The sequence below is a fragment of the Deltaproteobacteria bacterium genome (assembly GCA_030654105.1).
GTDB lineage: Bacteria > Desulfobacterota > SM23-61 > SM23-61 > SM23-61 > JAHJQK01.
On the sequence record JAURYC010000026.1, the window covers coordinates 1 to 13,419 of the forward strand.

A 13,419-nucleotide genomic window follows, 5' to 3' on the forward strand; every position below is an offset into this window, starting at 1 on the left:
TATAAATCTCAAGAAACCATCCGTAAGTCGTCAGGCGTAAATCGACGGGAGGAAAAGGAATGGAAAATCAGGGATAAGATAGTATCCCGTCGATTGGGGTCGGGCTAAAATAATGTTATATTGTAAAGACTTGACAGGATAAAACCTTTTTTGGTAAGATTCAGCAAAATTGATCTTTACACCCCACAATTTCAGTAAGAACATGCATATCACGGTCACTTTCGTTGGAATTTTGGCAGAACTTATTCAGGAGGAAACCGTCGAGGTGCACCTACCCCAGGAAGCCACGTATGGAGACCTCCTGAAGGAGATCTGGCGTCAATGCGGCCGTTCTATCCCGGATCTTCTCTGGGATCGGCAGGCGAATTCATTTAAGGAACCCATCTTTGCCATGGCCAACGGCAGAGCCATTGACTCTCCCGCCACTCCGCTAACGGACGGCGAAGAGGTTAAATTCTTAACCCTCGTTGCCGGTGGTTGATCAGACCAAAGTGGGATGTGGCGGTGCAGGGCTTCGCTTGGCATCATAAGGCACTGGTTTTTCCAAATATTTTTTGCCGATGATGATTTGGAAAAGGAGGAATAGGGAGATGAAGATATTGCGGCTTAATATGAATAAATTGGCAGGGCATTATGAAAATCTGCCGGAAGAGTGGAAACTCGTAGGGGGGAGAGGTTTGATTGCCAAAATCATGAATAAAGAAGTACCTCCGACAGCGGACCCTCTGGGACCTGAAAACAAGCTCATTATTGCCGGGGGGCCTTTGGCTGGAACTCTGGCTCCCCAGCTCGGAAGAATCTCGGTCGGGGGGAAGAGCCCTCTCACGTTGGGAATTAAGGAAGCCAATTCCGGTGGGCCAGCAGCCCAGGAATTGGACCGCTTGGGGATTCGGGCGATTATTGTGGAGGGGATGTCTCCGCAGGATAAGCTGTTCGGTCTGAAGATCACCAAAGATGGGGTCAGTATTATTCCTATGGATGAATACAAGGGGATGAAAAATTATAAGTTGAACCAAGAGTTGCGAAAGAAATATGGAGATAAGATCTCCATTGCCTCCATAGGGGTTGTGGGGGAGAAGAAATACAAATCCGCCTCCGTTAGCTTTTCCGATATGTTGGGGGACCCATCCAGAAATGCCGCGAGGGGCGGTTTGGGGGCGGTAATGGGTTCCAAAGGGCTGAAGGCCATCGTTATTGACAGCTCAGGAACCCCCCCCGTGGATATTGCCGACAAGGAAAAATTCAGGGAAAGCGTAAAATCCTGGGTCGATACTTTGAACAAAGACGTTACCTGCTGGCTGTTCCGTCAGTTTGGAACTCCTTTGGCGGTTTCCACCAACAGTTATCAAGGAACCATGCCGTGGCAAAATTACACTTCCGGAAGGCCTGTCGGGTTTAAGAATGTCAGCGGCGAAGTGATCAAAAAGATAAACCTGGAACGAGGCGGGAAAATGCACGGTTGCATGCCAGGGTGCGTGATCCAATGTTCCATCCTCTATCACCAGGCCAATGGCGCACACCTGTGCTCCGCTTATGAATATGAAGCAATCGGTCTGCTAGGAACCAATTTGGGAATTACGGATCCTGATGCCATTGGGCGGATGAAGTATATATGTGATGATCTGGGGATCGACCTGATCGAAATAGGAAGTGCTTTGGGGGTAACAGCCAGTGCCGGCAGGATGAAGATGGGGGATGTAGAAGGGGCCATCGGGCTTCTTTCAGAAGTTGAGAAGGGGTCCGAGTTTGGCAAGGTTTTAGCCGATGGAGTAGTTTCTACCGCCAAAAAGCTCAATATCAACCGTATCCCGGCATTCAAAGGGCAGGCGATCCCGGCTCATGATGGCCGGGCCGCCAAGGGGATCGGCGTAACCTATGCCACGAGTCCGATGGGAGCGGATCATACCGCCGGGCTCACCTACCGAATGTCTTTACAGAAAACTGGGCAAGCGGCGAACTCCCTGAGATTTCAGGTGGCCGCTTCCGCGTGCGATACCTTTGGGTACTGCTTGAATGCCGTGCCGGGCGGACAGGCCTCCATTTATTCGTTTTTGGCGGATTTATTGAGTGCCCGCTATGGGATAAACGTAACGCCTGATGCCGTGCTGAAAATAGCGAAAGAAACAATCAAAGATGAACTGAGGTTTAATGAAGGTGCTGGATTTAATAAAATTTGGGAGCGTTATCCAAGTTTTTACCGCACAGAACCCCTTCCTCCTACCAATAGCGTTTTTGACGTGGAGGATGCAGAAATTGAGAGCATTTGGGACCGGTTGGACAGTTTTAAGGAGCCGAAGCAGATCTGGGAGATGCGGATCAACCCCATGCCGCCGTTGCTGTTCGGGGCGGGCGTAATCCAGAGATTGGGTGAACGGGCCAAACAACTGAAAATAAAAAAGGCGCTTTTAGTCGCAGACCCGATTATGGGTAAACTTGGCAACACCGATGAAGTACGGGGGATCCTGGAGAAGAGCGGCATCGCGTCGGCGGTATTTTCGGACGTAGAGCCGGATCCCCCTGTGGAAGAAATCGAGAAAATCGCCAAACTTTATCAAGCTGAACAGTGCGATGGATTGATTGCCCTGGGAGGAGGCAGTTCCATGGATGCGGCCAAAGCGGCTGCGATCAGGGTTTCTCAACCCGGACTCCTGACCGAATACGAAGCCGCGATGGGAGGGGGCGGGAAAATAAAGCCTCCCTTACCTCCCATTATCTGTATCCCCACCACGTCGGGTACCGGCAGTGAGGCCAATCCCTATGCCATCATTACGGACAAAGAGAGAAACATTAAATTCCTTATCATCAGTAACCTGATCATTCCCAGTTTGGCTGTGATTGACCCGAATATTTGCCGCACCATGCCCAAGAGCCTGACTGCGGAAACGGGCGTTGATGCTTTGGCGCACTGTATTGAATCGTATGTAAGCAAAAGTATTCCCTACCATCCATATTATTCAGGGCTTGCCCTATCCGGCGTAAAGTTGATTGGGCATAGCCTGAGGAAAGCTTACAACGACGGGGATGATCTGAATGCCCGGATGGATATGTGTATGGCCGCGATTGACGGCGGAGTCGCTTTTTCCAAAGGCTTGGGGCTGGGTCACGCCATTGGCCATGCCCTGGGTGCCCAGTATCATCTTTCTCATGGCAAAGCTCTGGCTGTGAGTTTGCTTTGCTTCGTGCGTACGAACCAAGAGGTTTGTAAGAATGAATTTTTAGACTTAGCTTTGGCACTGGACCGCTCGGAGGATTTGGAGGCGGCTCTGGTACACCTCTATAAGGATCTGAATCTACCCATTCGTTTAAGGGACCTGGGGATTACAGAAGAGGGGCTTAAGACGATCGCTTTTGAAGTGGGCAAAGATGCGGCCAATCTTGCCGGGAATCCCGTTCCCGTAAACGACCGGCGGATTATAGAAATTCTTCGGGAGTTTTATTGATCGCTTGTATCCTCCCTCCCGAAAGAGACTGGGTCGCAATTCCGGAAGTGGATGACCCGGGCGGAAGGGCATGAAAGAGGAAGCATCGGCGGGAGGAGAAGTCAAGAACGGAATAAAAGGGAACCTGCGGATCATCCGCTGGTCGCTTCCCTTGGGGGAGGGTCGAGAATCAAGGCGGCGATTTTGCTCATGGCCTTAGAGATGGGGTAACGGGAAAAATTGAGGGGTTTGATCCAGCGAACGTTTTTTGAGACCGGGAGGGCAGAGGACAGCCTTACCACAGAGCAAAGAAAGGGCTTCATGGTTACTTGAATATGGGTGAATGAATGATCTTGGGGAGGAAGAGACCCTTTGATTTTGATTCTTAACCCGAATTTCTCCTGCAGCATTCTTCTCAATGCTTTCCTTTCTTTTAATTCTTTTGCCTTTTCTAACTCCCCTGCATCCCCTTTTTTGTTCACCCTCACAATGGGAAACTGCCAGAGGCCTGCCAGGAGGCCTTTTCCTTCTTGGCGGTGCAAAAGAAATCGGCCTTCTTGTTCAACCAAAGCAACGGTCCAAACCTCTTTCCGGATTTTTTTCCCCGAACGCTTTTTCCCCTTATCTCCCCCTCTCTGGTAAGAGCAGAAGTTTTTAACCGGACAAGAAGGGCACCTTGGTTGGGAGGGAATGCAGATCAGGGCGCCAAGTTCCATCAAGGCCTGATTAAAATCCGAGGCCCGGCCGGCAGGGATAAAATTTTTAATAAATTTTTCTAAAATTTTTTCCAGTCGGTTCCTCGGTACACTTTTCCAGAGGCCATGCACGCGAAGGAGGACACGCCTGACATTGCCATCCAGCGCGGGCTCAGGCCTGTTGAAGGCCAGGCTGGCTACTGCTCCTGCAGTATAAGGGCCGAATCCGGGAAGGGAGAGAAGGTTTTTTTTCGTTGACGGAATTTTTCCGGCAAAATCTCGCCAGATGATTTTGGCCGCTTCGTGGATGTGCCTGGCCCGGGCATAGTAACCCAAGCCAGCCCAAGCTTTGAGCACTTTGGGCAAGGAAGCCTGAGCCAAAGATGGCAGGGTGGGGAAAAGTTTCAGGAAACGCTCAAAATAAGGCAGGACCGTTTCGACCCGCGTCTGCTGCAACATAAACTCCGAGACCATGATCCAATAAGGGTCCCGCTTTTTCCGCCAGGGCAAATTTCTTTGGTGCCTGGCATACCAGTGGAGAAGAGAGCGTTGCAACACTCTCTTCTCCGGGAATGGGTTCGGGGGTAGAATGGACAAGGAGTGTCAGGAAATTTTGATAAACTTGGAGCCCAGGGTCTGGCAAATGGGGCAAGTATCTGGGGCTTTCTCTTCTACTGTGTACCCGCAGACCGGACAAACGTAATAGTCTACTTGCTTGTTCTTTCCCAGGTTAGCTAAAGCATTTTCATAAAGGGCGGCGTGGATCTTTTCCACCTGGTTGGCGTAGTCAAAGCTGATTTCTGCTTGTTTCACACCCTCCGCCTTGGCCTTTGCCAGCATCTCCGGGTACATTTTCTTGAACTCGTGGGTCTCGCCGGCGATGGCCTCCTGGAGGTTTTCCTTGGTGGATCGAATCCCTGCCAGGGCCCGCAAGTGGGCATGAGCGTGGACGGTTTCCGCCTCGGCCGCAGCCCTGAACAGTTTGGCCACTTGCTTAAAACCTTCCTGTTCCGCTTTCTTGGCGAAAGCCAAATATTTACGGTTGGCCTGGGATTCCCCGGCAAAGGCCTCCTGCAAATTTTTTTCCGTTTGTGAACCCGTCAGTGCCATTTCAGAGTCTCCTTTCTGCAGACGAATTGAAAAGGGGCACAAGAAATTTTCTCTCGCACCCCATTTCTTAAGATTCACCTGCCATGCGGCAAGTGGAAAGACAGACTTTCTTCCCTTATCCGTGGCTTTTATTCGTCTTTATCGGTAATGACATCCCGGGTGTCCACCTGATAGCTATAGTCGTAAACAATCCCCTTATCGATGATAACTTCCATTCTTTGTCTTTCGAATTTGGGAAGCGTCCACCAGTGGGTAAATTCTTCTTTATAGGACTGATAAACGTACTTTTCTGCTCCTGAGGGTAATTTTTCGATCTTAGCGGGTTGGCCCCAAATTCCTACGACCTCTGCTGCTGTAGTCTGGCCTTTGATGATTTCGCCTCTTTTAGCAGCGTCGATCCTTTTCCCTTCCATAATCGTTGGGCCGCAACCGATGGTGAATACCAATAAAAGAATAGCAATCACTCCTATGTATCTCATCTTTTCCTCCTTTCGAATATTTATGGTTTAAAGGTGGTTATTCTTTAAGAATGGCTTCTTTGCCTTCCGTGCGCAGTTTGTAGGTTTGCACAACCCCATCTTTGAGAACCACTTCTAATTTTTGTTTGTCCACAGCATCCATGGTCCACCAATGGGGATTTTTTCTATCATACTGATAAACATACATCTCTTCCCCGGAGGGCAATTTTTCGATCTTATCGGGTTTGCCAAAGAGCTCTTCAACTTTATTGGTTTTGGTAACGTCAATCTGCAGTTGCTTTAGCTTCGCCGAATCGATCTTTCTCCCTTCGATAATCATGGGAGCACAGCCGAAGATAAAGGCCAAGAGAAGTACCAGTGACAAACTTATGTACCGCATTTTGTATTCTCCTTTCTTTTTTAAGATTTGATTTAAATTATTTTTCTATTATAGGTAAAAATAAATAAAAAAGCAATAGGGTAAATACTGTATAACCAAAAAAAGTACAGTATTTAGTGTAGGGTTTTAAAAGGGGGCATGAAAAGGGGGAGAATTTAACTTCTACTTCACTCCAGATAAGCACCTTTATCCGCGCTGGTCGCGTGTTTGGCGAAATGGGCTAACCAGCCATGGGTAACTTTCGGCGGAGGGGCCTTCCAGGTCGCTTTTCTTCTTTTGATCTCCTCGTCGCTTAATTCTACGTTTAAGCGGCGGCTTGGGATGTCGATGTCGATGATGTCCCCATCGCGGAGGACTGCGATCGGGCCCCCTACCATAGCTTCCGGGACGAGATGCCCGATACAGGGCCCACCGGAGGTTCCAGAAAACCTACCGTCCGTAACCAGGGCCACTGACCTATCCAGGCCCATCTCGACAATGAGGTAGGTCGCCATGACCATCTCCCGCATCCCCGGTCCACCCCTGGGGCCTTCGTAGCGGATGACTAAAACTTCCCCTTCTTTCACCTTTCCTGCCAACAGGGCATTAATACAATCTTCTTCCTGTTCAAAGACGCGGGCGGGCCCCCGGTGCTTCTGCATTTCCGGCTGGACTGCGGTTTGTTTGACCACAGAAATGCCCAGGTTCCCTTTTAAGACGGCAAGGCCACCTTCCTTGTTCCGGGGATTGTGCAGGGGGCGGATGACTTGTGGATCCCTGATTTCAGCTTTTTGCAAGTTTTTTTCCAGGGTTTGGCCGCTGGCAGTCAAAACCCTGGTATCCAGAAGGCTGGCCATTGATTTCATGACCGCCTGGAGCCCTCCGGCCCGTCCGAAGTCTTCCATCAGGTAAGTTGGGTCCGAAGGCTTAATCTCCATAAGGGAGGGGGTCTGGCGGCTGATGCGGTCGAAATCGTCCAAGGTAAAGGGATATCCTAATTCGTGAGCGATGGCTGGAAAGTGGATGGCTAAGTTGGTAGACCCGCTGGTGGCGCAAGCGACTTTGACTAAATTATGAAAAGCCGCTGGACTCATGATGTCCCTCGCGCGGAGGTTATTTCGCAAATGCTCCATGACCTTGCGCCCGGCCTCTTCAGCCAGTCTCTCCAGAGCCGCATCGGTAGCACAAAGCCCGGAATTGCCGGGAATGGATAGCCCGAAGGCTTCAGCGGCGATGCCCATACTGTTGGCCGTTCCCATGACGCAACAAGCCCCCGGACCCGGGCAGGCACAGCTTTCCACCAGGTTTAGTTCTTCCCGACTAATTTTGCCCTGCTTGTACAGGACAAAATATTTGCCCATGGAGGAGATGTCTAAACGGTCTCCTTTATAATGCCCGACCGGCATCCACCCTCCGGTAACCAGCACCGTGGGAAGGTTGCAGCGGGCGGCGGCGATGATCAGGCCGGGGATAATCTTGTCGCAGGTTCCGATCATCACAGCCGCGTCGTAACTGGCGTGTTCAATCATCATTTCCACCGAGGCCGCCACTAAGTCCCGGCTGGGCAGAAGGTACTTAAAGCCCACGTTTCCCGCCCCCTGCCCGTCGCAAGGAGCCATCACATTGAAGATCGTAGCCAGCCCCCCAGCTTCTTGGATGCCACGTTTGACAGCCTGGGCAATCCGGTCCAAATGATAAGACCCGGGAAGGATTTCGTTCCAGGTGTTGGCGATGGCCACCAATGGTTTTTCCAGATCCTGGTCCGTATAGCCCATGGATTTGAACAAGGCGCGTCGGATGTAATACTGGGGCACATCCGGACTCAACCCCTTACTTCTCAAATTGGAGCCCATCTTCTCCTCCTTGAAAAAATAAAGACCGTTCACCACAGAGCTTAAAAAAACGCTATGCGCATAGCGCTAAGCGCTTAGCGGTCCACAAGTTATCAGCGTTCTCTGCGCTCTCTGCGGTGAAGCCGTCATTTGTTTAGCAACTTTTTCACTTTCTCCAGAAGGACCTGGGGGCGAATCGGCTTCTCCACAAAATCATCCACGGGCAAAAAGTCTCCGTCGGCTTGAGTGGAGAACTTCATCCGCTTTTTTTCCACAATGGCCGTGAGCATCAAGATGGGGATCTTGGAGTATGGGGCGTACTCGGACTTGGAGTCGGGGTTGCGAAGCTGGTAGGTCACCTGGAACCCTTCGGTGATGGTGTCCATCATCACGTCCAGGATGATCAGGTTGGGATTCACGGCTTTGACCTGCTTCAGCCCCTCCGTACCATTGGCCGCTGTGTAGACTTTATAATGGCTGGCCTCCAGGGTCATCTTCAAGGCTTCTACGATGTCGGGATCATCGTCTACGATCAAGATTTTTGGTTCTTCCATAAATTTCCCTCCTCGGAGAATTTCTTTTTGATAACATACTCAAACAAATAAATCAAATGGGGTAAATTAACAGATCCTGGGGAGCGGTTCCCCAACGATCATGTCCATCAGGCGCGTCGATCCAATTGATGTGCGCAAAACCACTTTTCCTCTCGGCTCTTCTTGAACCTCCCCGATGATGGCCGCATCCTTTCCCAGAGGGTGGGCTTGCATTCGCTGGAGAATCTTTGCCGCAGCCTCGGGGGCAACAACCGCTACGAGCTTGCCTTCATTGGCCAGGATCAAAGGGTCTAAACCCAAAAGCTCGCAGGCTCCACGTACTTCTTCTTTGATGGGGATCCGTTGCTCCTCCACCCAGATGCCCACTCCCGACTGCCGGGCCAGTTCGTTCAGCGTGCTGGAAAGTCCGCCACGGGTTGGATCGCGCAGGCAATGGATCTTGGGGGAAACTTCCAGCATGCTGGCTACTAACCCATTCAAGGGAGCACAATCGCTCTCGAGGGTAGTGGAAAATTGCAGGCCTTCCCGGGAACTCAGGATGGCCACCCCATGGTCCCCGATGCTCCCGCTGAGAAGGATGCGGTCCCCGGGGCGCGCCAGGCTTCCAGAGATACCCACCCCATCGGGAATGAGGCCAATTCCCGCCGTGTTGATGAAGATTTGATCCGCCCCGCCGCGGTTGACCACTTTCGTATCCCCGGTGACGATTTTTACGCCGGCTTCCGCAGCCGTCTTTTGCATGGAGATTACAATCTTCTCCAGGGAGGCAAAGGGAAAGCCTTCCTCGATAATAAATCCTGCGCTCAAGAAGAGCGGGAGGGCGCCTCCCATGGCCAGATCGTTCACCGTTCCGCAAACCGCCAGCTTGCCGATGTCTCCTCCGGGAAAGAATACCGGGGTAACCACATAGCTGTCCGTGGTGAAGGCCAGTCGGTTTTCCCCGACCCGTAGTACAGCCATGTCGTCGAGGGGATCCAGGAAAGAATTAGTGAAAACTTTGACAAAAAGCGAAGCGACCAGCTCGTGGCTGAGCTCGCCCCCGCTACCGTGAGCCAGGAGAATTCTTTCCGTCTCTATGAGAACTTTTAAGCTCGATTCACGAATCATATTTATAAGCTGCAGCGCAGGACCCTTCCGAAGAAACCATGCATGGGCCTACCGGATTTTGAGGAGAACAACCCCTGGCAAATAAAGGGCATAGCTGCGGCCGGATCAAACCGCGGAGGACCTCTCCGCAGCGGCATGCCCCCTCTTCTCTGGTCGGGGGAACTTGAAGGTCAAAAGCCCGGGGAGCATCGAACTCAGCGAACTCCTGCCGTAAAGCTAACCCGGTCCCCTTGATTAACCCCAAACCACGCCATTCTACATCCGAGGGTTCAAACACCTGGCCCATGATCTGAAGGGCTTTAAGATTTCCCTCCGGATATACACCCCGCTTGTACTGGATCTCCACCCGAGATAGCCGGCTTTTCACCTGCTGCACCAATATCAGGATAGAATGAAGAATATCCAGGGGCTCAAATCCAGAGATCACACAGGCCAGGCCGTATTTTCCGGCCAGGAATTCATAAGGGTGGCTACCAATGATCGTGCTCACATGGCCCGGCAGTAAGAATCCATCCAGTTTTACTTCCCCCAGGTCGAGCAAGGCTTTCAAGGCCAGGGGGACAGTCTTATGTACAGAGAAGACTAAAAAATTTTTCACGCCATCCTTCTTGGCTTCCAGGACTGTGGCCGCCACGGTCGGAGCCGTGGTCTCAAATCCTACTCCCAGGAAGATGACTTTCCGATGGGGGTTTTCTTTAGCCATCTTCAAGCCATCCAGCGGTGAGTAAACCACTCGCACATCCCGGCCCCCCGCTCTCTCCAACGCCAGGGTGGAATGGGAACCGGGGACGCGCATCATATCCCCAAAAGTAGCCACCACAGCATCCGGAATACGGGCCATGGAGATAGCCTTGTCCAGCTCCCTGTTCCCGGTAACGCAAACGGGACAGCCAGGGCCGGAGATGAGTTCGATCGTTTTAGGTAGAACTTGGCGCAGACCGTATCGGGCAATGGATACCGTGTGGGTGCCACAGACCTCCATCAACCTCATCGGCTCGGTAGCTTGACGGTGAATCTCCTCGATCACTCGCCGGGCTTTCTCTCCATCTCGGTATTCATCGATGAACTTCATTGGTACCTTAAAAAATAGAATTCAAGGATTCGAGGGTTCAAGGGAACCCTGTTTTACTTAGCTTCCAGAGCTCCCAGCTCTTCGAAAAGTTTCATGGTCTCCCGGGCCTCTTGCTCGTCGATGACATGGATGGCGAAGCCAGCGTGCACCAGCACATAGTCCCCCTTTTGGGCTTCGGGGGTTAGCTGGAGGCTGACTTTCCGCGAGACCCCGCCAACTTCAACTTCAGCCATGATTCCTTCGGTCGATTTGACCCTTGCCGGGATAGCAACGCACATAAAACCCCCTTTTTTACCGCTCCTAAAACCCTTGATTTTTTAAAATGTACTTTTAAAATGTCTATATTATTTTAAGTCTTTCTCTGTGTACTCTGTGATCTCTGTGGCTAAAAGATTTTTTTTCAATGACCCTTACCTTACTGGGCAACGAAATTGGCGATGACCGCCTGGCCGAGGGCAAGACCGCCATCATTGCATGGCACCAGACGATGGGTCAGAACCTCTAATCCCGATTTTTCCATTGCCGACCTCATCCGCTCCGTGAGAAGGCGATTCTGGAATACGCCTCCACTTAGGGCCACTTTCTTCGGCCCCCCCCGTTCGCCAATCTTTTGACAAATGGCAACGCCGATGTTGACCAAGGTATTATGAAATTTGGCTGCGATGACGGAAGGCTCGATCCCTTTTCCTAAGTCCTTTAAAACTCCAGCGATGATTGGCCGCAAGCGGATGATTTCTTTCCCTTCTTCTTCTTCCGTGAAAAAATCATACGCTCCGTCTTCTTCCGGGTTGGCGATCCTCTCCAGTTCCATGGCTGCCTGCCCTTCATAAGAGACCGATGGACAAAGTCCCAGCAGAGCCGAAACTCCGTCAAAGAGGCGGCCGCAGGAAGAAGTCAGGGGTGCATTAAACTTTTGGTCAATCTGCTGCAGAATGATGCGGACTTTTTCACCTTGAGGGAGGGCAAAGAGGGGCTGATGTTTCATGAACTCTTCTTTCCCCAGCAGCGTATAAACGTAACTCAGAGCCATTCTCCAGGGATGCTGAATGGCCGCCGCTCCCCCGGGCATGGGTATGTATTCAAAATGGGCTTTTCGTTCAAAGAACCGGAAATTTCCCAGGAGGAATTCACCTCCCCAGAGATTCCCGTCCGTGCCGTATCCTAACCCGTCGAAAGTCAATCCAATTGCCGGACCTTCCGCTCCATTTTCCGCCAGGCAGCTGGCCATATGGGCGAAATGGTGTTGTACCCCGATCTTCTTCCCGGTCAGCTGGAGGGCGTATTTGGTAGAAAGGTACTCCGGATGAAGATCGTAGGCCACCATCTCCGGCTGGATGCTGAATAGCTTTTGGTAGATCCCTATAGTGCGCTGGAAATGGTTCAGGGTTTCCAAGTTTTCCATGTCTCCGATATGCTGGCTGAGGAAAGCATACTGGTCGCGAGTAAGGCAAAAAGTATTTTTTAACTCAGCTCCACAGGCCAGGATCGGCTTCAGGGAAAAAGGGAGGCGAATGGGGAAGGGAGCATATCCCCGGGCGCGGCGGAGGATAGTGTTTTCCCCGGATACGACCGCAGTGACGCTATCGTCATACTGAATATAGATATCCCGGTCGTGGATGAGGAAGGCATCGGCAATGCCCTGCAGACGGGAAAAAGCTTCCTCATTATCTTTGGCGATGGGTTCTTCACTCAAGTTGCCGCTGGTCATAATCAAGACCAGCCCCGATTCCCGCAGTAAAAGGTGATGAAGCGGGGTGTAAGGAAGCATAACGCCGAGATATTTTTGCCCAGGGGCCACAAGCCTGGAGATGGGAGAACTTTCTTTCCAGTGCAGAAGAACAATGGGACTCTCGGGGGCTAATAGGAGTTTTTCTTCTCCCTCATTGACCCAGCAATGTTTTTGCACCGCCGGCAAATGCGGCAGCATGACGGCAAAAGGTTTATGCGGGCGGCGTTTGCGCTGGCGAAGTCTTTCAAGGACCAATGGGTTTTGGGCATTGCAGGCCAGGAGGAATCCGCCCAACCCCTTAATAGCCAGGATTTTCCCCTCGCGGAGAAGAGCAATAGCGGAGGAGATGGGGTCGTCCACCCCGAGGGGCTTTCCTTGCTCGTCACAAAGCTCTACCTTAGGCCCACAGTGCGAACAGGCGTTGGGTTGAGCGTGGAACCGCCGGTTGGTTGGGTCGTCATATTCATGTTGACATTCTGGACACATGCGGAATTGGGCCATGGTGGTTTTAGGCCGATCGTAAGGGATATCCTGGATGATGGTAAACCGGGGCCCGCAGTTCGTGCAGTTGGTAAAAGGGTATCGATACCTGCGATCTTGGGGGTTGAAAACCTCCTGTTGGCAAGGCTCGCAGGTGGCGATGTCCGGAGAAATAAGCTGGTACTTTCCCGCCTCTTCCACACTTTCCCGGATTTCAAAGGAACGAAAACCCACCGGGGTTAAGTCCTCAAATTTTAGGGATTCAATCCGGGCCCGGGGAGGGGCTTGGTGGGATACTTCCCGGGTAAAATCTTCCACCGCTTCCATCTTTCCTTCGACTTCGATGAACACCCCTGCGGACGAGTTATTCACCCATCCTTGCAAATTATTTTTTTGGGCCAGCCCGTATACAAAGGGGCGGAAGCCTACGCCCTGGACCACGCCTTTCAGCAAGAAACGTCTTCTTCGGCGTTCGGCCCCGGTCCCTACCGCCTTCTTGGTGAGTTCAGCAGGATTTTCCAATTCCAAGTTCATAACGGATGATTTAGCCACAGAGGGCCCAGAGAACACAGAGTTTTTCATGA

General features: G+C 51.6%; 12 protein-coding genes. 2 read left to right on the plus strand and 10 right to left on the minus strand.

What is annotated here, in order from left to right; all coding sequences use genetic code 11:
- The first annotated feature begins 202 nt into the window (after positions 1–202).
- Together Q7V48_01000 and Q7V48_01005 are read left to right on the plus strand one after the other, a co-directional pair.
- On the plus strand, positions 203–481 hold the full coding sequence (locus Q7V48_01000; protein ID MDO9209318.1) for a MoaD/ThiS family protein: 279 nt from the start codon (positions 203–205) through the stop codon (positions 479–481).
- 109 nt (positions 482–590) lie between these two features.
- Positions 591–3,440 carry an iron-containing alcohol dehydrogenase gene (locus Q7V48_01005; protein ID MDO9209319.1) on the plus strand — a complete coding sequence of 950 codons (2,850 nt, stop codon included), beginning with the start codon at positions 591–593 and terminating at the stop codon, positions 3,438–3,440.
- Positions 3,441–3,571: 131 nt separating this feature from the next.
- On the opposite strand, the gene mutY is transcribed toward Q7V48_01005, so the two are convergent.
- From mutY to hypF, 10 genes are all read right to left on the minus strand, one after another.
- Positions 3,572–4,672 (minus strand): A/G-specific adenine glycosylase, encoded by a 1,101-nt coding sequence (gene mutY / locus Q7V48_01010; GenBank protein ID MDO9209320.1) that lies wholly within the window; start codon positions 4,670–4,672, stop codon positions 3,572–3,574.
- A gap of 45 nt (positions 4,673–4,717) precedes the next feature.
- Positions 4,718–5,224 carry a rubrerythrin family protein gene (locus Q7V48_01015; protein MDO9209321.1) on the minus strand — a complete coding sequence of 169 codons (507 nt, stop codon included), beginning with the start codon at positions 5,222–5,224 and terminating at the stop codon, positions 4,718–4,720.
- A gap of 128 nt (positions 5,225–5,352) precedes the next feature.
- Positions 5,353–5,703 (minus strand): hypothetical protein, encoded by a 351-nt coding sequence (locus Q7V48_01020; protein MDO9209322.1) that lies wholly within the window; start codon positions 5,701–5,703, stop codon positions 5,353–5,355.
- 37 nt (positions 5,704–5,740) lie between these two features.
- Positions 5,741–6,082 carry a hypothetical protein gene (locus Q7V48_01025; GenBank protein ID MDO9209323.1) on the minus strand — a complete coding sequence of 114 codons (342 nt, stop codon included), beginning with the start codon at positions 6,080–6,082 and terminating at the stop codon, positions 5,741–5,743.
- A gap of 167 nt (positions 6,083–6,249) precedes the next feature.
- The gene (gene ilvD / locus Q7V48_01030) at positions 6,250–7,914 is read right to left on the minus strand and encodes a dihydroxy-acid dehydratase (GenBank protein MDO9209324.1); all 1,665 of its coding nucleotides are present in this window, start codon (positions 7,912–7,914) and stop codon (positions 6,250–6,252) included.
- 125 nt (positions 7,915–8,039) lie between these two features.
- Complete coding sequence (locus Q7V48_01035) at positions 8,040–8,447, minus strand: response regulator (protein ID MDO9209325.1); 408 nt, start codon at positions 8,445–8,447, stop codon at positions 8,040–8,042.
- Between the two features lie 66 nt (positions 8,448–8,513).
- Positions 8,514–9,524, minus strand: a complete 1,011-nt coding sequence (hypE, locus tag Q7V48_01040; GenBank protein ID MDO9209326.1) for a hydrogenase expression/formation protein HypE — start codon at positions 9,522–9,524, stop codon at positions 8,514–8,516.
- A gap of 19 nt (positions 9,525–9,543) precedes the next feature.
- On the minus strand, positions 9,544–10,626 hold the full coding sequence (hypD, locus tag Q7V48_01045) for a hydrogenase formation protein HypD (protein ID MDO9209327.1): 1,083 nt from the start codon (positions 10,624–10,626) through the stop codon (positions 9,544–9,546).
- 53 nt (positions 10,627–10,679) lie between these two features.
- On the minus strand, positions 10,680–10,904 hold the full coding sequence (locus Q7V48_01050; GenBank protein MDO9209328.1) for a HypC/HybG/HupF family hydrogenase formation chaperone: 225 nt from the start codon (positions 10,902–10,904) through the stop codon (positions 10,680–10,682).
- 137 nt (positions 10,905–11,041) lie between these two features.
- A complete protein-coding gene (gene hypF, locus Q7V48_01055) occupies positions 11,042–13,369 on the minus strand; it encodes a carbamoyltransferase HypF (protein MDO9209329.1) in 2,328 nt (775 codons plus the stop codon).
- Between the last annotated feature and the right edge of the window lie 50 nt (positions 13,370–13,419).

Bases quoted from the DNA above. Each gene is read 5' to 3' on its own strand.
- hypF (MDO9209329.1), bottom strand. From the start codon at position 13,369: ATGAACTTGGAATTGGAAAATCCTGCTGAACTCACCAAGAAGGCGGTA.
- Q7V48_01035 (MDO9209325.1), bottom strand. From the start codon at position 8,447: ATGGAAGAACCAAAAATCTTGATCGTAGACGATGATCCCGACATCGTA.
- Q7V48_01020 (MDO9209322.1), bottom strand. From the start codon at position 5,703: ATGAGATACATAGGAGTGATTGCTATTCTTTTATTGGTATTCACCATC.
- Q7V48_01025 (MDO9209323.1), bottom strand. From the start codon at position 6,082: ATGCGGTACATAAGTTTGTCACTGGTACTTCTCTTGGCCTTTATCTTC.
- Q7V48_01050 (MDO9209328.1), bottom strand. From the start codon at position 10,904: ATGTGCGTTGCTATCCCGGCAAGGGTCAAATCGACCGAAGGAATCATG.
- ilvD (MDO9209324.1), bottom strand. From the start codon at position 7,914: ATGGGCTCCAATTTGAGAAGTAAGGGGTTGAGTCCGGATGTGCCCCAG.
- Q7V48_01000 (MDO9209318.1), top strand. From the start codon at position 203: ATGCATATCACGGTCACTTTCGTTGGAATTTTGGCAGAACTTATTCAG.
- Q7V48_01005 (MDO9209319.1), top strand. From the start codon at position 591: ATGAAGATATTGCGGCTTAATATGAATAAATTGGCAGGGCATTATGAA.
- Q7V48_01015 (MDO9209321.1), bottom strand. From the start codon at position 5,224: ATGGCACTGACGGGTTCACAAACGGAAAAAAATTTGCAGGAGGCCTTT.
- hypD (MDO9209327.1), bottom strand. From the start codon at position 10,626: ATGAAGTTCATCGATGAATACCGAGATGGAGAGAAAGCCCGGCGAGTG.